Origin of the sequence: Sphingomonas sp., assembly GCF_965200135.1 — a bacterium.
Classification (GTDB): Bacteria; Pseudomonadota; Alphaproteobacteria; order Sphingomonadales; family Sphingomonadaceae; genus Sphingomonas.
Map to the genome: position 1 here is coordinate 164,012 of NZ_CBDATK010000002.1, position 25,771 is coordinate 189,782.

Annotated in this window: 24 protein-coding genes; 12 read left to right on the forward strand and 12 right to left on the reverse strand. The window is 68.8% G+C overall.

Going from position 1 to position 25,771, the window contains the following annotated elements; genetic code table 11:
- Positions 1-12: 12 nt before the first annotated feature.
- Positions 13-3,240, reverse strand: coding sequence for an efflux RND transporter permease subunit (locus ACOFKS_RS01310; RefSeq protein WP_419807435.1), 3,228 nt, complete (start codon positions 3,238-3,240; stop codon positions 13-15).
- Positions 3,241-3,259: 19 nt separating this feature from the next.
- Entirely contained in the window at positions 3,260-4,456 is a 1,197-nt protein-coding gene (locus ACOFKS_RS01315) for an efflux RND transporter periplasmic adaptor subunit (protein ID WP_419807436.1), read from the reverse strand.
- Between the two features lie 200 nt (positions 4,457-4,656).
- Between ACOFKS_RS01315 and ACOFKS_RS01320 the strand changes: the two genes are divergently transcribed.
- On the forward strand, positions 4,657-5,385 hold the full coding sequence (locus ACOFKS_RS01320) for an SIMPL domain-containing protein (RefSeq protein WP_419807437.1): 729 nt from the start codon (positions 4,657-4,659) through the stop codon (positions 5,383-5,385).
- Positions 5,386-5,450: 65 nt separating this feature from the next.
- Here the strand turns inward: ACOFKS_RS01320 and ACOFKS_RS01325 are convergent, their stop codons facing one another.
- The 3 genes from ACOFKS_RS01325 to ACOFKS_RS01335 form a co-directional block, all read right to left on the reverse strand.
- Positions 5,451-5,711: a GlsB/YeaQ/YmgE family stress response membrane protein gene (locus tag ACOFKS_RS01325; RefSeq protein WP_419807536.1), complete on the reverse strand. Its 261-nt coding sequence runs from the start codon at positions 5,709-5,711 to the stop codon at positions 5,451-5,453.
- A gap of 104 nt (positions 5,712-5,815) precedes the next feature.
- Positions 5,816-6,112: a DUF1153 domain-containing protein gene (locus tag ACOFKS_RS01330; protein ID WP_419807438.1), complete on the reverse strand. Its 297-nt coding sequence runs from the start codon at positions 6,110-6,112 to the stop codon at positions 5,816-5,818.
- A gap of 103 nt (positions 6,113-6,215) precedes the next feature.
- Positions 6,216-6,440 carry a hypothetical protein gene (locus ACOFKS_RS01335; protein WP_419807439.1) on the reverse strand — a complete coding sequence of 75 codons (225 nt, stop codon included), beginning with the start codon at positions 6,438-6,440 and terminating at the stop codon, positions 6,216-6,218.
- 159 nt (positions 6,441-6,599) lie between these two features.
- Here ACOFKS_RS01335 and mnmA point away from each other — a divergent pair, with 159 nt between their 5' ends.
- Positions 6,600-7,709, forward strand: coding sequence for a tRNA 2-thiouridine(34) synthase MnmA (gene mnmA, locus ACOFKS_RS01340; RefSeq protein WP_419807440.1), 1,110 nt, complete (start codon positions 6,600-6,602; stop codon positions 7,707-7,709).
- Here the strand turns inward: mnmA and ACOFKS_RS01345 are convergent.
- A complete protein-coding gene (locus tag ACOFKS_RS01345; RefSeq protein WP_419807441.1) occupies positions 7,706-8,023 on the reverse strand; it encodes a hypothetical protein in 318 nt (105 codons plus the stop codon). The genes mnmA and ACOFKS_RS01345 overlap by 4 nt on opposite strands.
- Positions 8,024-8,068: 45 nt before the next feature.
- Here ACOFKS_RS01345 and ACOFKS_RS01350 point away from each other — a divergent pair, with 45 nt between their 5' ends.
- Positions 8,069-9,100 (forward strand): serine hydrolase domain-containing protein, encoded by a 1,032-nt coding sequence (locus ACOFKS_RS01350; protein ID WP_419807442.1) that lies wholly within the window; start codon positions 8,069-8,071, stop codon positions 9,098-9,100.
- A 133-nt stretch (positions 9,101-9,233) separates the two neighbouring features.
- On the opposite strand, the gene ACOFKS_RS01355 is transcribed toward ACOFKS_RS01350, so the two are convergent.
- Genes ACOFKS_RS01355 through pdxH form a run of 3 tightly spaced genes read right to left on the reverse strand, consistent with a single transcriptional unit; the run spans position 9,234 to position 11,556 of the window.
- Positions 9,234-10,040 carry a PhzF family phenazine biosynthesis protein gene (locus ACOFKS_RS01355; RefSeq protein ID WP_419807443.1) on the reverse strand — a complete coding sequence of 269 codons (807 nt, stop codon included), beginning with the start codon at positions 10,038-10,040 and terminating at the stop codon, positions 9,234-9,236.
- On the reverse strand, positions 10,037-10,984 hold the full coding sequence (locus tag ACOFKS_RS01360) for a cation diffusion facilitator family transporter (protein ID WP_419807444.1): 948 nt from the start codon (positions 10,982-10,984) through the stop codon (positions 10,037-10,039). The genes ACOFKS_RS01355 and ACOFKS_RS01360 overlap by 4 nt, the downstream gene beginning before the upstream one ends.
- The gene (gene pdxH, locus ACOFKS_RS01365) at positions 10,981-11,556 is read right to left on the reverse strand and encodes a pyridoxamine 5'-phosphate oxidase (RefSeq protein WP_419807445.1); all 576 of its coding nucleotides are present in this window, start codon (positions 11,554-11,556) and stop codon (positions 10,981-10,983) included. The genes ACOFKS_RS01360 and pdxH overlap by 4 nt, the downstream gene beginning before the upstream one ends.
- A gap of 158 nt (positions 11,557-11,714) precedes the next feature.
- On the opposite strand from pdxH, the gene ACOFKS_RS01370 reads away from it, so the two are divergent.
- From ACOFKS_RS01370 to ACOFKS_RS01390, 5 genes are all read left to right on the forward strand, one after another.
- Positions 11,715-12,035, forward strand: coding sequence for a CC_3452 family protein (locus ACOFKS_RS01370; RefSeq protein WP_419807446.1), 321 nt, complete (start codon positions 11,715-11,717; stop codon positions 12,033-12,035).
- Positions 12,036-12,119: 84 nt separating this feature from the next.
- Positions 12,120-13,049, forward strand: coding sequence for a Ku protein (locus ACOFKS_RS01375; protein WP_419807447.1), 930 nt, complete (start codon positions 12,120-12,122; stop codon positions 13,047-13,049).
- 5 nt (positions 13,050-13,054) lie between these two features.
- Positions 13,055-15,586, forward strand: a complete 2,532-nt coding sequence (gene ligD, locus ACOFKS_RS01380; RefSeq protein WP_419807448.1) for a DNA ligase D — start codon at positions 13,055-13,057, stop codon at positions 15,584-15,586.
- Between the two features lie 76 nt (positions 15,587-15,662).
- Positions 15,663-18,140, forward strand: coding sequence for a circularly permuted type 2 ATP-grasp protein (locus ACOFKS_RS01385; RefSeq protein ID WP_419807449.1), 2,478 nt, complete (start codon positions 15,663-15,665; stop codon positions 18,138-18,140).
- A 157-nt stretch (positions 18,141-18,297) separates the two neighbouring features.
- The gene (locus ACOFKS_RS01390) at positions 18,298-19,191 is read left to right on the forward strand and encodes a transglutaminase family protein (protein WP_419807450.1); all 894 of its coding nucleotides are present in this window, start codon (positions 18,298-18,300) and stop codon (positions 19,189-19,191) included.
- A 112-nt stretch (positions 19,192-19,303) separates the two neighbouring features.
- On the opposite strand, the gene ACOFKS_RS01395 is transcribed toward ACOFKS_RS01390, so the two are convergent.
- Positions 19,304-19,531: a hypothetical protein gene (locus ACOFKS_RS01395; RefSeq protein ID WP_419807451.1), complete on the reverse strand. Its 228-nt coding sequence runs from the start codon at positions 19,529-19,531 to the stop codon at positions 19,304-19,306.
- A 97-nt stretch (positions 19,532-19,628) separates the two neighbouring features.
- Between ACOFKS_RS01395 and ACOFKS_RS01400 the strand changes: the two genes are divergently transcribed.
- The 4 genes from ACOFKS_RS01400 to aroC all read left to right on the forward strand — a co-directional run bounded on the left by ACOFKS_RS01400 (position 19,629) and on the right by aroC (position 23,570).
- Positions 19,629-20,564, forward strand: a complete 936-nt coding sequence (locus tag ACOFKS_RS01400; RefSeq protein ID WP_419807452.1) for a DnaJ C-terminal domain-containing protein — start codon at positions 19,629-19,631, stop codon at positions 20,562-20,564.
- Positions 20,565-20,570: 6 nt separating this feature from the next.
- On the forward strand, positions 20,571-21,548 hold the full coding sequence (locus ACOFKS_RS01405; protein WP_419807453.1) for a YihY/virulence factor BrkB family protein: 978 nt from the start codon (positions 20,571-20,573) through the stop codon (positions 21,546-21,548).
- Positions 21,545-22,348 (forward strand): enoyl-ACP reductase FabI, encoded by an 804-nt coding sequence (gene fabI, locus ACOFKS_RS01410; RefSeq protein ID WP_419807454.1) that lies wholly within the window; start codon positions 21,545-21,547, stop codon positions 22,346-22,348. The genes ACOFKS_RS01405 and fabI overlap by 4 nt, the downstream gene beginning before the upstream one ends.
- Before the next feature lie 154 nt (positions 22,349-22,502).
- Complete coding sequence (gene aroC / locus ACOFKS_RS01415) at positions 22,503-23,570, forward strand: chorismate synthase (protein WP_419807455.1); 1,068 nt, start codon at positions 22,503-22,505, stop codon at positions 23,568-23,570.
- Positions 23,571-23,763: 193 nt separating this feature from the next.
- Here the strand turns inward: aroC and ACOFKS_RS01420 are convergent, their stop codons facing one another.
- Both ACOFKS_RS01420 and ACOFKS_RS01425 read right to left on the reverse strand, forming a co-directional pair.
- The gene (locus tag ACOFKS_RS01420) at positions 23,764-24,189 is read right to left on the reverse strand and encodes a hypothetical protein (RefSeq protein ID WP_419807456.1); all 426 of its coding nucleotides are present in this window, start codon (positions 24,187-24,189) and stop codon (positions 23,764-23,766) included.
- A 27-nt stretch (positions 24,190-24,216) separates the two neighbouring features.
- A complete protein-coding gene (locus tag ACOFKS_RS01425) occupies positions 24,217-25,506 on the reverse strand; it encodes an adenylosuccinate synthase (RefSeq protein ID WP_419807457.1) in 1,290 nt (429 codons plus the stop codon).
- Positions 25,507-25,771: the final 265 nt, after the last annotated feature.

Consider the following 25,771-nt stretch of genomic DNA (forward strand, 5'->3'; position numbering starts at 1 on the left):
GCGACGCCAGCCTTACTCCGCCGCCTGCGGGCCGTCGGGCTCGTAGCCGAGCTTGCCCTGCGGGCCGCCGAGCGCCGGACGCGGGGGACCACCCGCGATCACCGCGCCGCCATGCTCGTCGCCGGGGCGATACGTCAGCAACCGCCGCCCCAGCCGCGTCCCGAGCGCTCGCTCGGCGCCCAGTGCCAGGCTGAAGCTCGACGGCACGATCAACAGCGTCAACACCGTCGACAGGATCAGCCCGCCCATCACCGTCACGCTCATCGGCGCGCGGAACGAGCCGTCGCCGGTGACCGACAGCGCGGTCGGCACCATCCCGGCGACCATCGCGACCGTGGTCATCACGATCGGCTGCGCGCGCTTGTGCCCGGCGTCCAGGATCGCGTCGAAGCGGCGCACGCCCTTGCCCATCTCCTCCAGCGCGAAGTCGACCAGCAGGATCGAGTTCTTGGCGACGATGCCGAGCAGCATCAGCAGGCCGATATAGACCGGCATCGACACCGCCATGCCACAAATCCAGAGTGCGATGGTCGCTCCCAGCGGCGCCAGGAACAGCGACCCTAGATTGACGAAGGGCGGCAGGAAACGGCGATACAGCAGCACCAGCACCGCGAAGAGCAGGAAGAACCCCGCGCACACCGCGATGATGATGTTCGAGACCAGCTCGCCCTGCGCCTTGGACTGGCCGACATCCAGCTTCGACACGCCGATCGGCAGGTCCTTCACCGCCGACAGCGCGTAGATCTGCTTCAGCGCCTCTCCCTCGACGACGCCGGGCGCCAGATCGGCGCTGACGGTCAGCTGGCGTTGCTGGGCGATGCGGTCGACCTGGGTCGGGCCGGCCCCGAAGCTGATGTCCGCGACCGAGTGGAGCGGCACGGAACCGCCGGTCTGGGTCGGCACCGCCAAGTTGCGGATGTTGTCGAGCCGCTCGCGCGCCGATTTCGCAAAGGCGACGCGGATCGGGATCTGCCGGTCCGATAGCGAGAAGCGCGCCGATCCCTGATCGATCTCGCCCAGCGTCGCGACGCGGATCGCGTTCGACAGCGTCGAGGTGGTGATGCCGAGGTCGGCGGCGAGGTCGAGGCGCGGCCGGACGATGATCTCCGGTCGTTGCAGCCCCCCTTCAATACGCGGCGCGCGGATCGAGCGGAGCGCCGACATCTGTTCGACGATCTTGTCGCCGGTCGCCTGAAGTTGCGCCGGGTCGTCGCCGCCGAACACGATCGACAGATCGCGGCTGTTGCCGCCCCAGCCGTTCTGGTTCTGGAAGTTGACGCGCGCGTCGGGGATCGCGGTCAGCTGCGGCGTCATCATCCGCTCGAACTGCGTCGAGGTCATCGAGCGGTTCTCGGCCAGCGTCACCGTCAAGCGGCCGTTGCCGACGAACGCGCGCTGATAGACCATGGTGACGATCGGCTTCTGCGCGCGCATCACGTCGGCGACTCGCGAAACCACCGCCTGCGTGCTCTCCAGCGTCGAGCCGGGCGGCAGCTCGACGGTGATCGAGCTGCGATCGTGGTCGATCGGGGGCTGGAACGACTTGGGCAACATCGCGAAGATCACCACCGTCAGCACCAGGCACAGTGCCGCGATCCCCATCACCCAGACGCGATGGTCGAGCAGGCGGGCGACGCGGCGGCCGATCCAACCCTTCGCGCGCGCCTTGGCGGCGCGGAAGCGGCCGATGTCCACGGTCCAGCGCAGCGTCCGCATGTACAGCGCCATGACGCGCCCATCGGGGCGCTCGTCGTGACCGCCGGCCTTCAGGAAGTAAGCGGCCACCATCGGCGTGATGAGACGCGCGACCGCGAGGCTCATCAGCACCGACGCGACGACGGTCAGACCGAAGTTCTTGAAGAACTGGCCCGAGATACCGGGCATGACGCTGACCGGCAGGAACACCGCCACGATCGCCATGGTGGTGGCGAGCACGGCCAGCCCGATCTCGTCGGCGGCGTCGATCGATGCCTGATAAGCGTTCTTGCCCATCTTCATGTGGCGGACGATGTTCTCGATCTCCACGATCGCGTCGTCGACCAGCACGCCCGCGACCAGGCTGAGCGCCAGCAGCGTCATCTGGTTGAGGCTGAACCCCATCAGCTCCATGAAGAAGAAGGTCGGGATCGCCGACAGCGGAATGGCGAGCGCGGAAATGGCGGTGGCGCGCCAGTCCCGCAGGAACAGGAACACGACGATCACCGCGAGTACCGCGCCCTCGATCATCGCCTCGATCGCGCCATGGAACATCTGTTCCGTGTCGTCGACGCTCGTGCCCAGCAGCTGGAAGTGAACGCGCGGATTACGCGCTTCCAGCGCTTTCAGCTTGTCTTCGGCGGCATGGTAGACGGTAACGTCCGACGCGCCCTTTGAGCGCTTGAAGTCGAACGACACGACTTGCTGGCCGTTGACCGCCGACAGGCTGGTCTGCTCGGCATTGGCGTCGCGGACCTCGGCGATGTCCGACAGCCTCACGGTACGGCCGTCGCCCAGCGCGATCAGCGTCTGCCCCAGCGCGAAGGCGTCCTGTGCGTTGGCGAGCACGCGCACCGACTGTTGCGACCCGGCGATCTCCGCGCGGCCGCCGGTAGCGTTGAGGTTGATCTGGCGCAGCTGTGCGTTCACCTGCGGCGCGGTCATGCCATAGGCCTGGAGCTTCAGCGGATCGAGCGTGACGCGGATCTCGCGCGACACGCCGCCGTGGCGCTCGACACCGGCGAGGCCCGGCACCGACAGCAGCTCCTTGGTGACGGTGTCGTCGATGTACCAGCTCAGCTGCTCCACCGTCATGTCGCTGGTGGTCGCGGAGAAGTCGGCGATGTCGTTGTCGGTGGTGTCGACGCGGCCGATCTGCGGCTCCAGGATGCCGTCGGGCAGGTTGGAGCGGATCTGCGCGATCTTGTCGCGCAGGTCGTTGACGGCACGGTCGATATTCGCGCCGATCTTGAACTGAAGAACCGTGGTGGTCTCGCCCTCTTCCACCGTGGAGCGCAACTCGTCGACGCCCTGGACGCCGCGCGCCGCGGCTTCGACCCGCTTGGTCACCTGGGTCTCCAGCTCGCTGGGCGCGGCGCCCGGCTGGTTGATCGAGACATAGGCGACCGGGAAGTCGATGTCGGGGTCGTGATTGACGTCGAGCCGCGCGAAGCTGACGATCCCGGCGATCGTCAGCGCCAGAAACAGGACGATCGGCGGCACCGGGTTGCGGATCGCCCAGGCGGAGATGTTGCGAAAGCTCATGGCGATGTCTTTCGAAGCGTCAGCTCGGGTTTCGGGCGGAAACGGGGGCGGGGGTCTGTAGCACGGGTTTTACCTTCTGGCCGGGCGACAGGAAGGCGCCGGCGGCGACCACCACCCGTTCGGTGCCGTTCAGCCCGTCGACGATCGACACGCCCTGATCGGTGACCTCGCCCACCTTGATCGTGCGCTTGGCGGCGCGGTCGTCGGGGCCGACGATGTAGACGTAGTTGGTGCCGCGATCGCTCTGCACCGCCGATTCGGGAAGCAGCGGCACCGTGCTGGCGCCGCCGACGATCGCCGCCGACGCGAAGCCGCCGGGCCGCAGCGCCGGGTCGTAGCGTAGCTGGATGCGCGCCACGCCCTGGCGGGTCTGCGGATCGATCACGGGTGACACCTGCCATACCGTACCTGGGAAGCTGGCGGTGGAGCCGACCGGCGTCACCGTCGCGCGCACGCCGACGTGCAGGCCGGCGAGATCGCTTTCCGCCAGCGTCGCGCGCATCTCCATCTCGCCGCCCTGCGCCATGCGGAACAGCACGCCGGAGCCCGCGCCCACGACCTGGCCGGGCTCGACCTGACGCGTCAGCACCAGCCCGGCGGCTGGCGCCCGGATGTCCAGCCGGCCGGTGGCGGCGCGCTGTTGCCCCAATTGCGCTTGGGCGACGCGGACTCGCGCGGCGGCGGCATCGCGGGTCGCGGTCCGGGTCTCGATGTCCGCGCGGCTGACGAAGCCATTGGCGACCAACTGCTTGGCGCGGTCGAGCTGCGCCTGGGCCAGCGTGGCATCGGCCTGTGCGACCCGGATCTGCGCGGCGAGGCTGTCGGCGGTCTGCGTCTGGACGGAACGATCGAGCGTGGCGAGCACCTCGCCGGCCGCGACCCACTGGCCCGGCTCGACCAGCACGCGCGTCACGCGTCCGCCCTCGCCGGCGATGCCGACGGGCAGCTCGCGGCGCGCGGCCAGCGAGCCGTTGGCGTTGATAAGGCGATCGACGACCTGACGTCCGGGCGAAACCACGGTGACGGGCGGCGCCTGTTCGGCGACCGGCCCGACCGGCTGCGTGGGCTTGCCGCTCCGGCCGAAGACCAGGAACAACGCGACCAGCACCACGACGATGCCGGCGATCACCGCCAGTCGGCGATTGCGCCGCGACGGACCCGCGTCGCCGGGCAGGAGAAGGGGTTCGTGGTCGTAAGGTGCCGACTCGTGGCTCATTGACTTGCTCGTTGCCCCCAGGTCGCGACCTATGTCGCTTGATCGCTGTATTAGAGAAATATAGCACCGCGCTCAAGCCCCGCTCGCATCAACCGCACCCGAAATGAACCGGAGCCGGCGGGGGCGTTCAGCCGGTATTGCGCTTGCACCGGTCAGGGGCGTGGGTACGCAGACCCGACGACTACTGAAAAGGAGTACCGATGCGACCGATCCTTCCGCTTGCCGTCCCCGTCTTTCTGACGCCCATGCTCTTGGCGATGACGCCGGCGACGGCTCAGACCATCGAGTCGGTGCCTGTCGCCGGCACGATCCTGGACGTCAGCGCCACCGGTAGGGTATCGCGCGTGCCCGACGTCGCGACGATCCGCGCCGGCGTCGTCGCGCAGGCGCCGACCGCCGCCGCTGCAGTGGCCGATCAGGCCGGTCGCATGGCGCGCGTCATGGAGGCATTGAAGAAGGCGGGCGTCGCCCCGCGCGACATCGCAACGGCGCAGGTCGAGCTGAGCCCGCAATACCGCTATGTCGAGAATCAGCCGCCGGTCGTAACCGGCTACCAGGCGACCAACAGCGTCGCCATCCGCTTTCGCGCCATCGCACGCGCGGGCCGCATCCTGGACGCCCTGGTCGCGGCCGGCGCCAACCAGATCGATGGCCCCGACCTGACGGTCGATCAGCCGGACGCGGCACTCGACGAGGCACGGGTCGACGCGGTCGCCAAGGCACGGGCGCGGGCGGAGCTTTATGCCAAGGCGGCGGGGCTGCACGTCCGCCGGATCGTCTCGATTGGCGAGGGGTCCGTCGATGCCGGCTCGCCGCGTCCGCCGATCATGTACGCGCGCGTCGCGGCCGCACCACAGGCCGACACGCAGATCGCGGCCGGCGAGAAGGATCTAAGCGTGACAATCAGCGTGCGCTTCCTGCTCGACTGAGCGCTTACGAAAAAGCCCGCGCCGGTCTCCCGGCGCGGGCCAGATCCTTGATGCGGGCCGTCAGGTTACCTGACGCTGCCGCGGCGGACCAGGTTGACGATCGCGAGCAGGATGATCGCGCCGACGAAGGCGGCGAACAGCGACGAGATCGAGAAATCGTTGTTGTTGATCTTGCCGAAACTACGCAGCACGAATCCGCCGATGAACGAACCGACGACGCCGACGACGATGTTCAGGAAAGCACCCTGCTGTGCGTCGGTCCGCATCACGATGCTCGCCAGCCAGCCGATGATGCCGCCCAGAATGAGCCAGATGATGAAATTGATCATGTTCGCCTCCCGTTACCGGCCACACGCGCCGGGTCGTGGAGGCAAGACTAACGGTCGGCCGATTCTGTTCCGCTTCAGCAACGGTTCGCAACATCAGGCCGTCAGTATTTGTGCTGCCGTTCGTACAGCGTGCGGTAATGCTGGATGCGCGTGACGCGAAGGCCGGGCATACCGGAGCGGTCGATCGCGCGCTGCCAACCGGCGAACTCCTCGACCGTCAGGCTGTAGCGATCGCACACCTCGTCGACCGAGAGCAGCCCGCCGTTCACGGCCGCGACCACCTCCGCCTTGCGGCGCACGACCCATCGCGTCGTCTGCGGCGGCGGCAGCGAGTCGAGCGTCAGCGGCTCGCCGAGCGGCCCGATCACCTTCGCGGGACGGATCTTCTGATGTTCCATGGTCAAAGCCTCGTCGGGGCGACTGCCCCGTCTGTGTTCGTCGGCACCGGCAAATAGTTGCCGCCCTTGAAGATCACCTGAAACGGCAAGGTAAACAGCGTCTTCACTCCTTTGCCCAGCCGGCCATCGTCGTCGCCATCGCGCCGTTGAACGCGCCGTGGAGTGGTCGAAACAGTGCCGGGTCGGCCGCCGCCCACAGCCGTGCCTGCACGCACGCCGTCGCGCTCGCGGACTGCCGCTCGGCCAGTCCCACCATCAGCACGGCCAGATCGCCGGGCAGTTGGGTGACCTCGTGCGCGCGATCGAACGGAGAGAAATGCAGGTCCAAGGTGAAAGGAGCGCCTACGCGGTTACCGGAACCCTGCGCCTAGCGCCGACGGCGTGAAGAGCGGGTAAAGTGGCGCGCAAGGCTTCGTTGACCTTAGTTACCGCCGCATCCGGCTCGCCCGCTTTTACGCGAGGCTGGCGTGGCCTATGGGCCCGCGTGATGGACGCCGTCGATTTTCAGCTCGGACCCGATCTTGCGGGCAAGCGCATCGTCGTGGCGATGTCGGGCGGCGTCGATTCGTCGGTCGTCGCGGCGTTGGCGCATGCGACGGGCGCGGAGACGATCGGCGTCACGCTCCAGCTCTATGACCATGGCGAGGCGGTAGGCCGCGCCGGCTCGTGCTGTGCCGGGCGCGACATCCGTGACGCCCGCGAGGTGTGTGACCGGCTCGGCATCGCCCATTATGTCTTCGACCACGAGTCGCGGTTCCGCGAGACGGTCATCGATACCTTCGCCGACGAGTATCTGGCGGGACGCACGCCGATCCCGTGCGTCCAGTGCAACATGGGGCCGAAGTTCACCGACCTGCTCCAGACCGCGCGCGAACTCGGCGCCGATTGCCTGGCGACCGGGCATTACGTCCAAAGGGTCGTCGGCCAGTACGGGGCGGAGCTGTATCGCGGTGCCGACCCGGCGCGCGACCAGAGCTATTTCCTGTTCGCGACGACACGCGCGCAGCTCGACTATCTGCGCTTCCCGCTGGGCGCGCTGCCCAAGGCGCGGGTGCGTGAGATCGCCGCCGAGCTGGGGCTGGGCGTCGCGGGGAAGGCCGACAGCCAGGACATCTGCTTCGTGCCCGACGGCGACTATGCGGGGCTGGTGCGAAAGCTGCGCCCGCAGGCCGATGCGGGCGGCGCGATCGTCGACCTCGCCGGCCAGCGATTGGGCGAGCATCGCGGGCTGATCCATTACACGGTCGGCCAGCGGCGCGGACTGGATCTCGGCGGGGGTGGGGGCGAGCCGCTGTACGTCGTCCGGCTGGAACCCGAGCACCGCCGCGTGGTGGTCGGCCCGCGCACGGCGCTGGCGGTCGCGGCGGCGCGGCTGACGGGCGTGAACTGGCTGGGGGAGGGGGCCGACGGCGCGCTCACCGCCAAGGTCCGCTCGCTCGCCAAGCCGGTGCCGGCACGCTTCGACGGCGAACAGTTGACGTTCGACGCGCCGGAATATGGGGTCGCACCGGGTCAGGCGGCGGTACTGTACGCGGGCGACCGCGTGCTCGGCGGCGGCTGGATCGAGAGCACCGAAGCGGCGCTGCTCGCCGCCTAGTGAACCGGCAAGGACTTGCCGCGATACGGCTCGGGCTGACAGCCGAGCACCGGATCGTAGCGCACCGTCCGCCGCGCGATCAGCGGGACATAGGCGGTGACCGTCCTGGCGCGGGGGTCTTCGCTCAGCCGGATCTGCTCCATCCCCGGCTCGAAATCCTTATAGCAGCTGCCGAGCGGCCGGTTGCCCATATAGCGGCACCCGCACGCCACGCGCGCCGCATAGCCGACGCCGAGTTCCAGCTTGGGCGTCAGCGACCGGACGTACAGCCAGCCGCCGACCCCGACCGCCGCCAGGACCACCACGACTGCCAACGCGATCCGCCTTGCCCTCATGGCGCGGCAGCCTAAGCTGTCGCCATGCGCCTGCCTAGCCTGATCGCTCTCGCCTTCCTTGCCGCCACCGGCGGGTCGGCTCAGCCGAGCGATCCGCTCGCACCGCTGTTCGCGCCCGCGCAGGGGGACACGCGTGCGACGTTGCTGCTGCGCGACGGGCGGGTGGTAGAGAAGCGCTACGCCCCAGGCTATTCGGACGCGAACCGCTTCATCAGCTGGTCGATGGCGAAGACGATCACCGGCATCCTGATCGGCGCGCTGGTCACCGACGGCCGCCTGCAACTAGACGCGCCCGCGCCGTTCGCCGAGTGGCATGGCGCAGGCGATCCGCGCGCACGGATTACGCTGCGGCAGCTGCTCACCATGTCCTCGGGGCTGCGCCATACGGAGGTCGGCGATCCGATCGAGGCGTCCGACACCAATCAGGTACTGTTCGTCTCGGGCACGCAGAACATGGCCGCCGCCGCGATGGCGCAGCCGCTGGCGGTGCCACCGGGGACCAGATACGAATACAGCTCGCTGACCTCGCTGCTGCTGGCGGAGATCGTGACGCGCACGCTGACGCCCAGCCGCGACCCACGCATTCGGGCACTCGCCTATCGCAGGTTCGCGCACGACCGGCTGTTCGCCCCCGCCGGGATCGCCAGCGCGGTCATGGAATTCGACGGCGCGGGAACGCAGATCGGCGGGTCGCTGATCTACATGACGCTCGACGACTGGGGTCGGCTCGGGCAGTTGCTGATCGACGGCAAGGGACCGACCGGCGCGCAGGTGATCGCTCCCGCCTGGCTCGACACGATGCGTCACCCAGCAACGACGTCGGGCAATTACGGCGCGCAGATCTGGCTCAATCGGCCGGAATCGCAGGGCAAGCCGGTGATGTACCCCGGCGCGCCGCAGACTGCCTATTCGGCGGAAGGACATCTCGGCCAGCACGTCGTCGTCGTGCCCGAAGCGCGACTGGTGGTGGTGCGGCTCGGCAACACGCGCGAGGGCGAGATCGGGCGCGTCCATGCCGCGATCGGCGGGATTATCGCGGGCCAGCTTCACCGCTGAATCCTCCCCGGCACGGGGAGGTGACCGCTCGCACAGCGAGTGGGGGAGGGGGCTCACCGCCAGTGCGACGCTTGCGGTAGCCCCTACCGTCCCACGCTACGCCCGCGCCACCGCCCCGCGAGCGGGGAGGAACTTACGGCAACAGGAAGGTGCCCTCAATCACGGTCACGCACTGGCCGCCGAGCACCACCCGGTCGCTCTCCAGCCGGCACGTCAGTCGCCCGCCGCGTGCGCTCGCCTGATAGGCGGTGAAGGTGTCGCGCCCCAGTCGGTCCGCCCAATAGGGCACGCTGACCGCATGGGCGGAGCCGGTCACCGGGTCTTCGTGGATGCCATAGCCCGGCGTGAAGACGCGGCTGACGATGTCGCTCCCCGACGCCGCGTCGCCCGGCGCGGTAACGACCGCGACCATCGGGTCGAGGCTCGCCAGGTCCGCGGGCGACGGGTCCAGCGCACGCACCGCCGCGGCGTCGGCCGCGACGATCAGCGCGTAGCCTTTGTCATGCCACAACGTCGCGACCGGCGCCGCCACGCCCAGCGTCGCCGCGACCTGCGCCAGATCACGCGGCGCCGGTGCCCAGGCGGGCAGCGCTAGCGCGTAACCGTCGTCCACTCGCACGACGCTCAGCACACCCGCCTGCCGCGTCCGGAACGTCACCCGGTCGCGCGGCTCACCGGAGGTCAGCACGAAATGACCGCTCGCCAGCGTCGCATGGCCGCACAGCGCCACCTCGGCCGCCGGGGTGAACCAGCGCAGCTCGAAGTCCGCTTCACCGCTGTCGTCGGGGATCAGGAAGGCGGTCTCGCTGAGGTTGTTCTCCGCCGCGATCGCCTGCAGCACCGCGTCGTCGAGCCACGCGCTCAGCGGCATCACCGCCGCCGGATTACCCGCGAACGGCGCATTGGCGAATGCGTCGATCTGCGCGAAGGGAATTCTCAAAGGCGTTTCGCGAACCAGTGCGGGGTGACGTCGGCCTCGACCAGCGGGTTGTCGGTGTCGACATGACCCTCCGGGTCGAGGTGGATCAGCACCTCGACCTTGGGAAAGGTCCGCTTCAGCGCCGCCTCGACGTTCTCGACGATGTCGTGCGCGTCGTGGACCGTCAGGTCGCTCGCCACCTCCATGTGGAATTGCGCGAAGTCGTGCGTCCCGGCGCGGCGGGTTCGGAAATCGTGGATGCCCTTCAGCCCCGGCTGCCGCGCCGCGACGTCCAGAAATGCAGCGCGCTGATCCTCGGGCCATTCCTTGTCCATCAGTTGGTCGATCGCGTTGGTCGACGCGCGAAACGCGTTCCAGGCGAGCCATAGCGCGATGGCGATGCCGAACAGCGGATCCGCGCTGCGCCACCCGAACCACTGGTCGAGTATCAATGCGACGATGACCGAGCCGTTGAGCAACACGTCCGACTGATAGTGGACGTTGTCGGCCATGATCGCGACCGAACCGGTCTGGCGAATGATATGGCGCTGATACCAGAGCAGCACGGCGGTGGCGGCGATGGCGGCGATCGATACGCCGATGCCGAACTCCGCGTCGTGCGTCGGCGCATCGCTGCCGAACGCGGCGATCGCGCGCCAGCCGATGCCGACTGCCGACGCGGTAATGAGGCCGACCTGGAACAGCGCTGCCAGCGCCTCCGCCTTGCCGTGGCCGAAACGGTGGTCGTGATCGGCGGGCTCGGCCGCGAGCTTGACGCCGTACAGCGTCACCAGGCTGGCGAGCAGGTCCAGCCCGGTGTCGGCGAGGCTGCCCAACATCGCCACCGAGCCGGTGTGCCACGCCGCGAAGCCCTTGAGCGCGAGCAGCCCCAGCGCCATCGCGACGCTGGCCAGCGCCGCGCGGATCGCGAGCGGGATGACGCGACGGCGTTCGTCGTTGGTCATGGGAACAGCATTCCTTCGGTCCACGCATCGCCGGTACGGGCGAAGACGCGCCGCTCGTGCAGGCGAAAGGCGCGATCCTGCCAAAACTCGATCGCGTCCGGCGCGACTCGATAGCCGCCCCAGTGCGGCGGCCGAGGCACGTCGCTGCCCTCGAACCGCGCCTGCATCGCCGCGAATCGTGCCTCGAACGTCGCGCGCGAGTCCAACGGCCGCGACTGGTCCGACGCCCAGGCGCCCAGCTGCGAATCGCGACTGCGCGAGGCGAAATAGACGTCCGATTCGGCATCGGTGACGTGCGTCACCGGCCCCTCGACCCGGACCTGCCGCCGCAGCGATTTCCAGTGGAAGAGCAGCGCGGCCTGCGCGTTGGCGGCAAGGTCGCCCGCCTTGCGGCCCTCGCGGTTAGTGTAGAACACGAACCCGTCGGGGCCATGGCCCTTGAGCAGCACCATTCGCACCGACGGCCGAGCGGCCGCATCGGTGGTTGCCAAGGCCATCGCGTTAGGATCGTTGGGCTCCGACGTCTTCGCCTCCGCATACCAGGCGTCGAAGAGGGCGAGGGGATCCGTCATGTCGAGCCCTCTTAATTGCCGTACCGCGCCTGCGCCAGACGGCGGCGCTTGCCAAATGATGTATGTCATCTATTGCGGGTTGCAATCAGCAACTTGTTCGATGTGGATCGGCCGAATGGCCGGCACCGGCGTCGGGCGAACCGGAAAAGAGCACCGCCATGACTCGCACGACCTTCGCCGCCGTCGCCGTAATCGCAATGCTGGGCCAAGCCGCGATTGCGGCCGAACCGGTGCCGGTCCGCGCGACGCTAACCGCGCCGCTCGCCGCGCCGCTGCGGGTCAGCAGCTCGGCCGCGACCTGGACCTGCACGGGCGTTAGCTGCACCGGCCCGGCGAGCAACGCCCGGCTGGGCGACGCGCGCGGTTGTCGTGAGTTGGCCAAAGCGGCGGGCGCGGTCGCATCCTACTCCGGCGCGGGTGGGGAGATGGCGGCCGAGGACCTGGCCAAGTGCAACAAGGCGGCGAAGCCCGCCGTATAGGCCCCAATCAGTCGGGGAACGACTCGCCCCGCCATGGATTGAATCGCCTTCGCAACGATGCTTGCTCAGAAGGGCGCTTTCCGCATGGCCGCACGCGCATATTGGCAAGGGCAGATCAGGCTGGCGCTGGTCTCGATCCCGGTCGAGATTCATTCAGCGACCAAGTCCGGTGCGTCGATCAGCTTCAAGCAGATCCACGAGCCGACCGGCCAGCCGATCCACTACGAAAAGGTCGTGCCCGGCGTCGGCCCGGTCGACGTCGGCGAGATCGTCAAGGGCTATGAGGTCGCGAAGGGCGAATACGTCCTGCTCGAACAGGACGAGATCGACGCGGTCAAGCTAGAGTCGAAGAAGACGCTGGAGCTGACGCAGTTCGTCGATCAGTCGGAAATCGACGTCCTCTACTACGAAAAGCCGTATTTCGTCGTGCCCGCCGACGACTTGGCGGAGGAGGCGTTCATCGTGTTGCGCGAGGCGCTGCGGCGGTCCAAGAAGGTCGGGCTCGGCCAGCTCGCGCTGCGTGGGCGGGAATATGTCGTCAGCCTGAAGCCGTGCGGGCGCGGCATGGTGCTGGAGACGCTGCGCTATGCCGACGAGGTCAACAAGGCGCAGAATTACTTCCGTGAGATCCCCGACTCCAAGCCCGATCCGGAGCTGCTCGATCTCGCTACCACGCTGATCGACCGCAAGACCGCCGCGTTCGATCCCAAGGAGTTCCACGACCGCTATGTCGATGCGCTCAAGGATCTGGTCGAGCGCAAACGCAAGGCGCATGGCGAGAAGATCATCGAGGACAAGGATACCGGCGGCGGTCGGTCGGGCGGCAATGTCGTCGACCTGATGGCGGCGCTCAAGAAGTCGATGGAGAAGGGCGGGGCTGCCGCAGCCAATGATGACAAGCCGGTGCCGGAGAAGAAGTCGACGGCGAGAAAGCCCGCCGCCAAAAAGCCCGCCGCCGAGCCGAAGTCCGACCCCGCGCCCGCGAAGAAGCCGGCGGCGCGCAAGCGGGCCTGACGCCGGTGGCCGACGACCCCCTCGCCAGATACAACGCCAAGCGCGACTTCTCGCAGACCGCCGAGCCGGCGGGCAAGTTCGCCCCCGGCAACGGCCGCAGCTTCATGGTCCAGAAGCACGACGCGACGCGGCTGCACTGGGATTTCCGGCTCGAACTGGACGGCGTGCTCAAGAGCTGGGCGGTGACGCGCGGGCCCAGCCTCGATCCCGGCGAAAAGCGGCTGGCGGTGCGGACCGAGGATCACCCGCTCTCTTATGCCACCTTCGAGGGCACGATCCCCAAGGGGCAGTATGGCGGCGGCACGGTGATGCTGTGGGATCGTGGCAGCTGGACGCCCGATCCGCGCAAGGACCCGGTCAAGACGCTGGCGGAAGGCCACCTCCACTTCACGCTCGACGGCGAGCGGATGAAGGGCGAGTGGCTGATGATCCGTCTCAAGCCGCGCGGCAAGGAGAAGAGCGAGAACTGGCTGCTCCGCAAGCTGGACGACGCGGACGCCGGCGGCACCGACGTGCTGACCGAGACGGCGCTGACCAGCGTGTCCACCGGCCGCACAATGGAAGAGATCGCCGCCGGTAAGGTGGCGCAGGAGATGAAATCCTCCTCGGCACGGGGAGGTGGCAGGCGCAAAGCGCCTGAGGGAGGGGGCTCTCTTCAAGCGGAGCGCTCGCCGCCCACCCCCTCCACCCCCGCGCAAGAGCGCGGCGGTTCCCCTCCCCGCAAGCGCGGGGGATCGAAGAAAATGCCCGCCTTCGCCGACCCCCAGCTCTGCACGCTCGTCGACACCGTCCCCACCGGCAACGGCTGGCTGCACGAGGTCAAATACGACGGCTACCGCGCACTGATCGCGATCGGCGGTGGAAAGGCGAAGGTCTTCACCCGCTCCGGCCTCGACTGGACCAACAAGTTCGCCGGCGTCGCCGAGGCCGCCGCCGCGCTGCCCGTCGCGTCGGCGCTGATCGACGGCGAGATCGTGGCGTTCAAGGACGGGCGCCCCGACTTCTCGACACTGAAGGACGCGATCGGCAGCGGTGGCGACATGACCTGCTTTGCCTTCGACCTGCTCCAGCTCGACGGCATCGACCTGACCGGCCTCGCCACCGTGGAGCGCAAGGAGCGGCTCCGCCCGTTGATCGGGTCCGACGAGCGCCTGCAATTCGCCGAACACATCCTCGGCCCCGGCGAACCGCTGCTCCAGCGGATGTGCGCGGAGGGGCTGGAGGGCGTCGTCTCCAAGCGCGCCGACGCGCCCTATCGCGCCGGTCGCACCAAGGCGTGGCTCAAGGCGAAATGCACGCGGCGGCAGGAGTTCGTGATCGTCGGCTGGACTCCGTCCGACAAGAAACGGGGGTTCAAGGCTTTGCTGCTCGGGGTGAACGGGCCGGACGGGCTGGTCTATACCGGCAAGGTCGGCACCGGCTTCGATCAGGCGCTGATGGACGACCTTACCGCGCGCCTTGCCACGCTCGCGCAGGACACGCCCACCGTTCAGGCGCCGCGCATCCACGTCCGCGGCGCGCATTGGGTGAAGCCGGAACTGGTCGCCGAGATCGCGTTCGCCGAGGTCACCCCCGACAACTTGCTCCGTCACTCCAGTTTCCTCGGCCTGCGCGGCGACAAGGAGGCGGCCGAGGTCGTCGCCGAGGTGCGCGAGCCCGCCCCCGCCGCGCCGGCCAGCGCGGTCAAGGTCTCCAACCGAGATCGTCTGATCTTCCCCGATTCGGATGTCACCAAGGGCGAGCTCGCCGATTATTACGCGGCCGTCGCGCCAGCGATGCTGCCTTGGGCCGGCCATCGCCCCGTCAGTCTGGTCCGCTGCCCGCAGGGGCGCGGCAAGAAATGCTTCTTTCAGAAGCACGACGCCGGCACCTTCGGCGAATGGGTCCACCACGTCCCCGTCCGCGAGAAGGACGGGCATGACGAGGACTATCTCTACGTCGACACCGCCGATGGCCTCGTCGCGTGCGTGCAGATGGGGACGATCGAATTCCACGGCTGGGGCAGCCGCGTCGACGCATTGGAGAGGCCCGACCGCCTCGTTTTCGACCTCGACCCCGATGAAGGCCTCGACTTCGCCGATACCAAGCGCGCGGCCGAGCACCTCCGCAACCAACTCGCCGAATTGGGGCTGACCAGCTTCCCGCTGCTGTCCGGCGGCAAGGGCGTCCACGTCGTTGTGCCGCTCAAGCCGCAGGCGGAATGGCCCGCCGTCCGCGACTTCGCCGAACGCTTCGCCCGCGCGCTGGCGCAGGCGGAGCCCGACCGCTTCGTCGCGGTGATGACCAAGGCGAAGCGGACTGGGAAGATCTTCATCGACTATCTCCGCAACGGCCGAGGCAGCACCGCGATCATGCCCTATGCCGCGCGGGCGCGCGCCGGGGCGCCGGTGGCGGCACCGGTAAGCTGGACCGAGTTGCGCGACCTCGACAGCGCGCACCGCTGGGGCGTGCGGGACGCGGCCGAGTTGCTGGCGCGCGCGAACGGGCGCGGGTTGCAGGGCTGGGGCGTCGCGGACCAGGTGTTGCCGGATTTGTAGAGGCACTTCCCTCTTCCCTGAAGGGAGAGGGAATCACGCTTGCCCCCTTCCGCCAAATCGTGTCCCTGCGCCCGGCATGGCCACCGCCCCGCTCTTCACCGCCGCCGACCATGCGCGGCGTTGGCTCGCCGGCTATCGCGGCGGCGAGGACGACGTCCTCGCCTCTTCCTCCGACCCGGCGTGGACCGCGATGTTCGAGGAACTCGCCGCGGTGGCCTCCGACGATCTCGCGCACGCCCGCGAGCGCGTGCGGCGCCATGCCGCCGACATCGGCGTGGGCTTCCGCATCACGGGTGAGCCGGACGAGCGGCCCTGGCCGGTGTCGCCCGTGCCGCTGCTGATCGCCGCCGACGAGTGGGACATGATCGCCGCCGGCGTCGCGCAGCGCGCCGGGTTGCTGGAGGCGGTGCTCGCCGACCTCTACGGCGCGCAACGCCTCGTCGCCGACGGCCGCGTGCCCGCCGCGCTGGTTGCGGGCAGTCCCGCCTTTTCGCGCGTCGCCGTCAACCTGCTGCCTGAGAGCGGCCGCCACCTCCACGTCGTCGCGTTCGACCTCGCGCGCGGGCCCGACGGCGAGTGGCGCGTGCTCGCCGACCACCTCCGCGCGCCCGCCGGCGCCGGGTTCGCGCTGGAGAACCGGCTCGCGGTCAGCCGGACGCTGGGCGGGTTGCAGGACCGGCTCAACGTCCGCCGTCATGCGCCCTTCTTCGCCGCGTTGCGCGCGGGGCTGGCGGCGATGTGCCGCCGTGCCGATCCGCGTATCGGGCTGCTGACGCCGGGCCGCTACAGTCCCAGCTACGCCGAGCAGGCGCACCTCGCACGCTATCTCGGGCTGCTGCTGGTCGAGGGCGCCGATCTCGCCGCGCTTGACGGCCAACTCTACGTCCGCACCATCGGCGGACTGAAGCGCATCGACGCGCTGTGGCGACGGATCGACGCGCGGCTGCTCGATCCGCTCGCCTTCGACACCCACTCGCAGATCGGCGTGCCGGGGCTGATCGACGCCTGGGCGGCGGGCAATGTCGTGCTGTCGAATGCGCCCGGTGCCGGCGTGCTGGAGCCGCGGGCCTGGGCGGCGTTCCTCCCCGGCCTCGCGGAAGAACTCACCGGCGAGCCGCTCAGGCTCCACAATATCGCGACTTGGTGGTGCGGGCAGGACCGAGAGCGCACGCGCGTAGAGCGCGATCTCAACCGGCTGGTGATCGCGCCCGCCTTCACCGCTTCGCCGCTCGGCCTGCCCGACGGCCGGCCGGTCGCGGGCGCAGAACTGACCGGCGTGGCGCGCGCCGCGCTGCTGGAGGACATGACCCGGCGACCTCAGGATTATGTCGGGCAGGAGATGGTGCGGCTGTCGACCATGCCGGTGGTGATCGGTGACATGCTGGAGGCGCGGCCGTTCACCTTGCGCGTGTTTGCGGCGCGCGGGCCGGACGATCGCTGGACGGTGCTGCCCGGAGGCTTCGCGCGGATCGGCGCGGCGGCGGATGCGCGGGCGCTGGCGCTGGGGGAGGGCAGCTGGTCCGCCGACGTCGTCGTCCACGGTCCGGAGCCGCAGTCGCCAGAATCGCTGCTGCCGCCCCCCGACACGCTGCAGATCCGCCGCAATCCGGGCACGCTGCCCAGCCGCGTCGCCGACAATTTCTTCTGGCTGGGCCGCTATTTGGAGCGCGGCGAAGCGTTGCTCGGCGCGATCCGGTTGCTGCTCGGCCATTCGATCGACGCCGACGGCGGTGCCGCGCTCGCGCCCGCCACCGTCGGGCGGCTGGTGGGGCTGATCGTCGGCGCGGGTGCGGCGCCGCATCCGCCGGGCCTGTCACGCGCGCAGCTCACCGCCTTTACGCGCGCCGCGATGGAGGACGAGGCGGGGGCGTCGATCGCCTGGATCAACGCGCAGGCCCGCGCGATCGGCGCGGGCGCGCGCGACCGGCTGTCGTCCGACGTGATCCGCCTGCTGGATGCCCCGTTCCCGAGGGCGCCCGGCCTGCTCGACCGCGCCGGCTCGCTCCAGCGCCGCTACGCCGCGCTGTCGGGGCTGGCGGCGGAGCACATGGTGCGGACGGACTCGTGGCGGTTCCTCGATCTCGGTCGCCGCATCGAGCGCGGCATGGGGATGGCGCGCGCGACGCGGCTGTTCGGGATGGCGCCGGGCGCGGGCGCCGGGGCGTCGAGCGACGACCTATCGACGCTGCTCGACCTCGCCGACAGCCAGATCACCTATCGCCAGCGCTATCCGACCGGCCTCGCCCGTGTGCCCGTCGTCGATCTGGTGGCGCTTGACGGCAACAACCCGCGCTCGCTCGCCTATCAGGTCCGCTGCGCGACCGAGCGGCTCCGCGAGCTGCCGGTGCTGACCGACGACGGCATGGCGGAGCCGCAACAGGTTGTCGCGATCGCGCTGGCGGCGACGCTGGCGACCGCGACGGCGGCGAGGCTGGACGCGGATGTGCTCGGCGATGTCGAGCGACGTCTGGGTACGCTTTCAGAGGAGGTAGCGCGGCGGTACTTTCTGCAAGGCGCGGAGCCGTTGCGGGCAAGCGGGCTGACGCTGGCATGAGCCGCAGCGAGCAGATCCTCTCCGGCACGGGGAGGTGGCGCGCGGCGCAGCCGCGTAACGGAGGGGGTGTCCCGCGAGCGCTACACCCGTGGCGAGTCTCCTCCACCACCGCCGATTCGCGCCCGCGGTCTCCCTCCCCGCGCCGGGGATGGTTTGCATGATCTACGACATCCGCCACGTCACCCGTTTCGACTACGGCACGTCCGTCAAGTTCGCGCGCTGCAACCTGCGGCTGAAACCCGTCGACTGGCCCGGCCAGCAGCTGCTCGACTATGCGCTGACGGTGGAACCCGCCGGTCACCTCACCCCCGCCCATGCTGAGGCGGGGCTGGCGAACGTTACCCGGCTGACGGTCGAGGAGCCGGTCCGCCACCTCTCGATCGAGAGCCGCGCGCGCGTCTCGGTCGACCGTCGCGTACCGGTGCCCGCCGCCGACGATCCCACGCTGGCCGACATCGCACGGCTGGCGCGGGAGAGCCGCGATCTCTCCCCGGCATGCCCGGCGAGTTACCTCTATCCGTCGCCGCTGATCCCGCTCGATCGCGCCATCGCCGACTGGTGCGCGCCCGATCTTTCGCCGGAACGCGGCGTGCTGAAGGCGGGGATCGCGCTCGCGCGGCGTATCCAGCGAGAGTTCGCCTTCGATGCCGAGGCGACGCTGGTCGACACCAGCCCGGCCGAGGCGTTCGCGAAGCGGCGCGGCGTCTGCCAGGACTTCGCGCAGATCATGATTACGGGGCTGCGCGCCGCCGGTCTCCCCGCCGCTTATGCGTCCGGCTACATCCGCACGCTGCCGCCGCCCGGCCGACCGCGGCTGGTCGGCGCGGACGCGACGCATGCCTGGGTGCTGCTGTGGTGCGGACCCGTGCATGGCTGGGTCGGACTCGATCCCACCAACGGCATCTGGATGGCGAGCGACCATATCGTCGTCGCGATCGGCCGCGACTATGGCGAGATCGCGCCGGTCGATGGGGTCGTGCTTGGGTCGAGCGCGCAACGGATGGACGTCAGCGTCGATGTGGCGCCGCAGGATGAGCCGACTCGGTCGTAGTGTCACATCATCCCGGCTTCGAGCCGGGATCCCGCCTCAATCTTTCGGGCTAGTCGAGGCAGTGCGACCCCAGTTCAATGCCGGGGAGGCGGAAAGGGGGGGCTGAAGAACGTCAGCTCTTCCCCGTCACCGCGTTGACGTTGCCGACGTCCTTGTCGTCGTCGCCCGCGCCTTCGCCGGTGCCCGAATAGTCCTGCTCGCTCTGCCCGCCATGGCCCATGAAGCCGCCATGGTCCTTGCCGTGACCGGTGGACGGGTTGGGATAGGCGCCACCATCGCTCTCGCCGCCACCCGCCGTCTTGCCCGGCGCGTCCTCGACGCCGTCCCGCTCTTCCGCCATGATGCTTCTCCTCGGCCGGTCGAACGCGCGGCCGGGCGATTGCGTTGCGCCCGCATGTACCTACATAGCCGACCAACACACCGAGTGGGGTTCATCAGTGGCCGATCCGTATCAGACGCTGGGGGTGGCGAGGGGCGCGACCGAGCCCGACATCAAGAAGGCTTATCGCAAGCTCGCCAAGGAGCTGCACCCCGACCGCAACAAGGACAATCCCAAGGCGTCGGAGCGCTTCAGCCAGGTCACTTCGGCGTACGACCTGCTCAGCGACAAGGACAAGCGCGCGCGCTTCGACCGGGGCGAGATCGACGGCGACGGCAACCCCGCCGCGCCGTTCGGCTATGGCGGGGCGGGCGGGCCGCGACCCGGCGGGGCGGGTGGCGGCTTCCGGTCGCAGGGCTATGAGTTCGGCGGCGACTCGGCGGACATGGGCGACATCTTCGAGGGGCTGTTCGGCGGTCGCGGAGGTGCTGGCGGCGGCGGCTTCTCCTCGGGCTTTGGCCGCCGCCCCGCCGCCAAGGGCGCCAACATCGCCTACAGCCTGCGCGTCCCCTTCGCCGACGCTGCGACGTTGGCGCCGCAGCGCGTCCAGCTTCCCGACGGCGCGATCGACATCAAGCTACCCGCCGGCGTCGAGACGGGCACGCAGATGCGGCTCGCCGGCAAGGGCGAGGCTGGACCGGGCGGCGCGGGCGACGCGATCGTCACCATCGAGGTACAGCCGCACCGCTTCTTCGTCCGCGAAGGCGACGACATCCGCCTCGACCTGCCGATCAGCCTCGCCGAGGCGATCCAGGGCGGCCAGGTCAAGGCACCAACCGTCGACAAGCCGGTGATGCTGACCATTCCCAAGGGGGCGTCCTCGGGTCGGACCTTGCGATTGAAGGGCAAGGGATGGCCGCGGAAGGGCGGCGAACGCGGCGATCAACTGGTGACGCTGATGGTGCAGGTGCCGGCCGACGACGCGGCGCTGGAGCGGTTCGTCGCTGATTGGGATGGGCGTGACGGGAACCCCCGCGCCTTCCTGGGCGTCTAGGGGCGCGTGACTACCAGTGAGATCGCCCCCGCGCTGACGCCTGAGGATCGGGCCAACCAGCACGGCAGGTTCCGACGTGAACTCGGCCGGCTTCAGCCCAGTCAGGCGGTTCTGGAAATCCTCAAGCGTGCCGGGCTGGGGGTGTTCAACGACGGGTTCATCTATGCCGGTAACCTTGCATACATGGCGCTGCTGACGCTGTTCCCCTTCTTCATCGTCGCCGCCGCCATCCTTTCGGTATTCGGTCAGGACGCGAACGCGCAACGCGCCGTAGTATCGTTCCTGGCTACGCTGCCGCGCGAATCGGCGGAGCTTCTGCGTAAGCCGATTGTCGATGTGATCTCCGCTCGAACCGGCATGTTGCTGTGGATCGCCGGATTGGTGTCGCTGTGGAGCGTATCCAGCTTCGTCGAGACGATCCGTGACATGTTTCGGCGTGCATATGGAACGAAGGCGTCGGCTCCTTTCTGGCGCGCCCGTCTCGCAGCGTCGGGAGCGATCATCGCCGCGGTCGTGCTCACCATGGTGTCGTTTCTGGTTCAGGGCCTCATGACCGGCGCGGAACAGTTCATCTATCACCTGGTCCCCGGGGCACAGGATGCGATCGGCTGGCTCGGACTGGCACGGCTGATCCCCGGTGCGTTCCTGTTCGGAGCGCTCTACCTGCTGTTTTATCTCTGCACGCCTGCCAAGTACCGGCGTACTTCCAGCCGTAAATGGCCCGGCGCGCTGTTTACCGCCGTGTGGTGGGTCACGATCACGACGCTGCTGCCGGCGGTGCTGTCGCTGCTCGGCGGGTATGGCGCGACTTATGGCAGCCTCGCGGGCGTCGTCGTGATGCTGACTTTCTTCTGGCTGGTGGGCTTGGGCTTCGTGTTCGGCGCACATCTGAACGCGGCGCTGGCGGAACCACGGCAGGCGACGCTAGAAGGCGGCGACGCGGCCCAAGCGGTCGAGGACCGGGCGGCAGGGGTGGCCAAGTGAACGGATTGATGCAGGGCAAGCGCGGGCTCGTGATGGGGCTCGCCAACGACAAGAGCCTCGCCTGGGGCATCGCGCAAAAGCTGAGCGAGGCCGGCGCGGAGCTGGCCTTTAGCTACCAGGGCGAAGTGATGGAAAAGCGCGTGCGTCCGCTCGCCGAGCAGCTGGGTACAGCGCGGCTGTTCGATTGCGACGTGTCAGACATGGCCGAACTGGATCGCACCTTCGACGCGTTGGCGGAGGAGTGGCCGCAGATCGATTTCCTCGTTCACGCCATCGGCTTTTCCGACAAGAACGAGCTGCGCGGCCGCTATGTTGACACCAGTCTCGACAACTTCCTGACGACGATGAACATCAGCGTCTTCAGTTTCGTCGCGGTGGCGCAGCGGGCGGCGCGGATGATGACGCCGGGTGGCGCTCTGTTGACGCTCAGCTATTACGGCGCGGAAAAGGTCATCCCGCATTACAACGTCATGGGCGTGGCGAAAGCGGCGCTGGAGACCAGCGTACAGTACCTCGCCGTAGACCTTGGCCGTGACGGCATCCGGGTCAATGCGATCTCGGCCGGGCCGATAAAGACGCTGGCGGCGAGCGGGATCGGCGACTTCCGCCTGATCCTGAAGTGGAACGAGCTAAACTCGCCGCTCAAGCGCAACGTCACGATCGAGGATGTCGGCGGGGCCGGCCTGTACCTGCTCAGCGACCTCGCGAGCGGCGTCACCGGCGAGACCCACCATGTCGACGCCGGCTACAACGTCATCGGGATGAAGGCGGAGGACGCCCCTGACATTGCGCTGGTGTGACTCTCTTCTACGCGCACGCGTTCTGGCAGGAACGAGCAATGACGTGCACGTCTAAATACCTTCTTCGCACCTCCGACGCGCGGGGGAGACCCGTTCCCACGGTGGCGTACCGTGAAGTTCGAGAACTTAGCCCCGCGAATCGGAGTGATGTTTCGTGAGCTGGAACAGCTTCGGCCGCGTCTTTCGCTTCACCACCTGGGGTGAGTCGCACGGGTTGGCGATCGGTGCAGTGGTCGATGGCTGCCCGCCCGGAATCGCGCTGAGCGAGGCCGACATCCAGCCTTGGCTCGACAAGCGCCGCCCCGGCCAATCGCGCTTCACGACGCAGCGACAGGAGCCCGACCATGTCCGCATCCTTTCGGGTGTGTTCGAAGGTCGGACGACGGGCACGCCGATCAGCCTGATGATCGACAATGTCGACCAGCGGTCGAAGGACTATTCGGAAGTAGCGCAAGCATATCGCCCAGGTCACGCCGACTATGCTTATGACGCCAAATACGGTCTTCGCGACCCGCGCGGCGGCGGCCGATCGTCGGCGCGCGAGACGGCGTCGCGGGTGGCGGCGGGGGCGGTCGCGCGGCTGATCATCCCGCAGGTCCAAATCCGCGCCTGGGTGGAGGCGATCGGCGGCGACCCGATCGACGCGCAAGCGTTCGACGACGCGCAGATCGACGCCAATCCCTTCTTTTGTCCCGACGCCGCCGCCGCTGTCCGGTGGGAAACGCTGGTCGATCGCGCGCGCAAAGCGGGGTCGTCGCTCGGCGCCGTCTTGACCTGCGAGGCTACGGGGGTCCCCGCAGGCTGGGGTGCGCCGCTCTATGCCAAGCTCGACGCCGAACTCGCCGCCGCCGCCATGTCCATCAACGCCGTCAAGGGCGTCGAGATCGGCGCTGGCTTCGCCGCGGCGGCGAACTCGGGTGAGGGCAATGCCGACCCGATGCGGCCGGGCGCCGGCGGCCCCGCCTTCCTCTCCAACCATGCAGGCGGCATCGCGGGCGGGATTGCGACCGGGCAACCGATCCGCCTGCGCGTCGCATTCAAGCCGACCAGCTCGATCCTGACCCCGGTCGAGACCATCTCGCGCGACGGCGAGGCGACCACGATCGCCACCAAAGGGCGCCACGACCCGTGCGTCGGCATCCGCGGCGTGCCGGTGGTGGAGGCCATGATGGCACTGGTATTGGCAGACCAGGCGTTGCTTCATCGCGCTCAATGCGGCTGACGGAGGGAACAGGCGCCGGCTCATTGCGTTAGTCGGTGCAAGTCTTTTCAGGAGCTTACGACATGAACAAGTATCTCATTGGCGCCGCTGCGACCGTTCTACTTTCGGCCGGTGCGGCTTCCGCGCAGGTATCCACCGGCGGCACGTCTGGCGGCAGCATGGGCACGGCGACCGGCGCGTCCGGCGCGATGGGTCAGACCGGCGTCGACACCAGCACGCAGACCACGACTACCGCTCCGCGGACGACCACCCGCTCGACCCGCCGTTCCTCCACCCGTCGCGGCTCCGCCACGACGCGCTCGACGGGCAGCACTTCGACTGGTGTCGACGGCACCACGTCGGGCAGCACCACTGGAGTCGACGGGACGATGTCGGGTAGCACGGGTGTGGACTCGACCGGCACGGCGGGCACGACCGGAATCATGGGCAGCACTACCGGTACGATGGGCGGCACCACCGGCACCACGGCCGGAACCTCCGGTGGCATGACCGGCGCTACTACCGGTGCGACCGGCACTATGAGTGGGTCGAATGGAACTACAACCGGCACGATGCCCGGCGCGGGTGCCACGACCGGCACGAGCACCACGGGGACGGCGACCACGCCGCGCTGAGCCAACCATCGGCCGGATCAAGGATCCGGCACTCAGTCTACGAACGGGTCGCGCACCAATATGGTGTCGGCCCGTTCCGGACTCGTAGACACCAGTGCGACCGGGCAGCGGATCAGCTCTTCGACCCGACGGATATACTTGATGGCTTGCGCTGGTAGCTCTGCCCAGCTTCTCGCGCCGGCCGTCGATTGTGACCAACCCTCCACCGTCTCGTAGACCGGCTCGACTGCGGCCTGGTCCGCCGCATGGGCCGGGTAATAGTCGATCATCTCGCCGCGCAATCGATAGCCGGTGCAGATCCTGACCTCATCGAAGCCGTCGAGCACGTCGAGCTTGGTGAGGGCGATACCGGTGATGCCGCTGACGGCCGCCGACTGCCGCACGAGCACCGAATCAAACCAGCCGCAGCGCCGCTTGCGCCCTGTCACGGTCCCGAACTCTCGCCCGCGGTGCCCCAGGCGTTCGCCGACTTCATCAGCGAGTTCGGTCGGGAAAGGACCGGAACCGACCCGTGTCGTATATGCCTTGGCGATCCCAAGTACGAAGCCGACGGCGCTCGGCCCGAGTCCGCTACCCGCCGCCGCCGTGCCGGCTACGGTGTTGGACGAGGTGACGAACGGATAGGTGCCGTGATCGACGTCCAGCAACACCCCCTGTGCGCCTTCGAACAGGATGCGCTTCCCCGCCGCGCGCGCCTCGTTGAGGTCGCGCCATACCGGCTTGGCATAGGAAAGTACGAACGCTGCGATTTCGCGCAGCTCGGCCAGCAGGCCCCCGCGGTCGATCGGTGCCTCGCCGAACCCGGCCCGCAGCGCGTCGTGATGCGCGAGCAGCCGGTCCAATTGCGGTTCCAGCGTCTCGAGATGCGCCAGGTCGCAGACGCGAATCGCGCGGCGACCGACCTTGTCCTCATATGCCGGCCCGATCCCGCGCCGCGTCGTGCCGATCTTGCCCGCGCCACTCGCATCTTCGCGCAGTCCGTCCAGATCGCGGTGGAGCGGCAGGATCAGCGCACAGGTGTCGGCGACGCGCAACGTCTCGGGCGAAACTGCGACGCCCTGTTCGCCCAGCCGCGCCACTTCGTCGCGCAGGTGCCACGGATCGAGCACCACGCCGTTGCCGATCACCGACGGCGTGCCGCGCACGATGCCCGACGGCAGCAGCGACAGTTTGTACACCGCTTCGCCGACCACAAGCGTGTGCCCGGCATTGTGCCCACCCTGAAAGCGCACGACCATGTCGGCGCGCTCGGCCAGCCAGTCGACGATCTTGCCCTTGCCCTCGTCGCCCCACTGGGCGCCGATCACCGCTACATTGGCCATGGATACGAAGGTCCCCCTGCCGTGAGACACCGCGCTTCCTTCGACAGGACTCGACGCGCGGCGGGGCCGGAGATGCGAGGGGCGGGTAGGGGCAGGGCGCGGTCGGTGTCAACCGCCGTCGTGAAACCGCCGCGCTGACAACACTGAGACTTCACGACCCTTGCACGACGTCGAGGCGAAAAGCGTCCGATCGCATCGGTAAATAACGGATGCTGTCCGCTCGGGCCGGAGGATCGATTGCGCTGGTCATGGATGCGGGCCGTCG

Coding starts and splice junctions, on each gene's coding strand:
- ACOFKS_RS01310 (WP_419807435.1), bottom strand. CDS start 3,240: ATGAGCTTTCGCAACATCTCCGCCTGGGCGATCCGCAACCCGGTGCCG.
- ACOFKS_RS01315 (WP_419807436.1), bottom strand. CDS start 4,456: ATGAGCCACGAGTCGGCACCTTACGACCACGAACCCCTTCTCCTGCCC.
- ACOFKS_RS01320 (WP_419807437.1), top strand. CDS start 4,657: ATGCGACCGATCCTTCCGCTTGCCGTCCCCGTCTTTCTGACGCCCATG.
- ACOFKS_RS01330 (WP_419807438.1), bottom strand. CDS start 6,112: ATGGAACATCAGAAGATCCGTCCCGCGAAGGTGATCGGGCCGCTCGGC.
- mnmA (WP_419807440.1), top strand. CDS start 6,600: ATGGACGCCGTCGATTTTCAGCTCGGACCCGATCTTGCGGGCAAGCGC.
- ACOFKS_RS01350 (WP_419807442.1), top strand. CDS start 8,069: ATGCGCCTGCCTAGCCTGATCGCTCTCGCCTTCCTTGCCGCCACCGGC.
- ACOFKS_RS01360 (WP_419807444.1), bottom strand. CDS start 10,984: ATGACCAACGACGAACGCCGTCGCGTCATCCCGCTCGCGATCCGCGCG.
- pdxH (WP_419807445.1), bottom strand. CDS start 11,556: ATGACGGATCCCCTCGCCCTCTTCGACGCCTGGTATGCGGAGGCGAAG.
- ACOFKS_RS01370 (WP_419807446.1), top strand. CDS start 11,715: ATGACTCGCACGACCTTCGCCGCCGTCGCCGTAATCGCAATGCTGGGC.
- ACOFKS_RS01375 (WP_419807447.1), top strand. CDS start 12,120: ATGGCCGCACGCGCATATTGGCAAGGGCAGATCAGGCTGGCGCTGGTC.
- ACOFKS_RS01385 (WP_419807449.1), top strand. CDS start 15,663: ATGGCCACCGCCCCGCTCTTCACCGCCGCCGACCATGCGCGGCGTTGG.
- ACOFKS_RS01390 (WP_419807450.1), top strand. CDS start 18,298: ATGATCTACGACATCCGCCACGTCACCCGTTTCGACTACGGCACGTCC.
- ACOFKS_RS01395 (WP_419807451.1), bottom strand. CDS start 19,531: ATGGCGGAAGAGCGGGACGGCGTCGAGGACGCGCCGGGCAAGACGGCG.
- ACOFKS_RS01425 (WP_419807457.1), bottom strand. CDS start 25,506: ATGGCCAATGTAGCGGTGATCGGCGCCCAGTGGGGCGACGAGGGCAAG.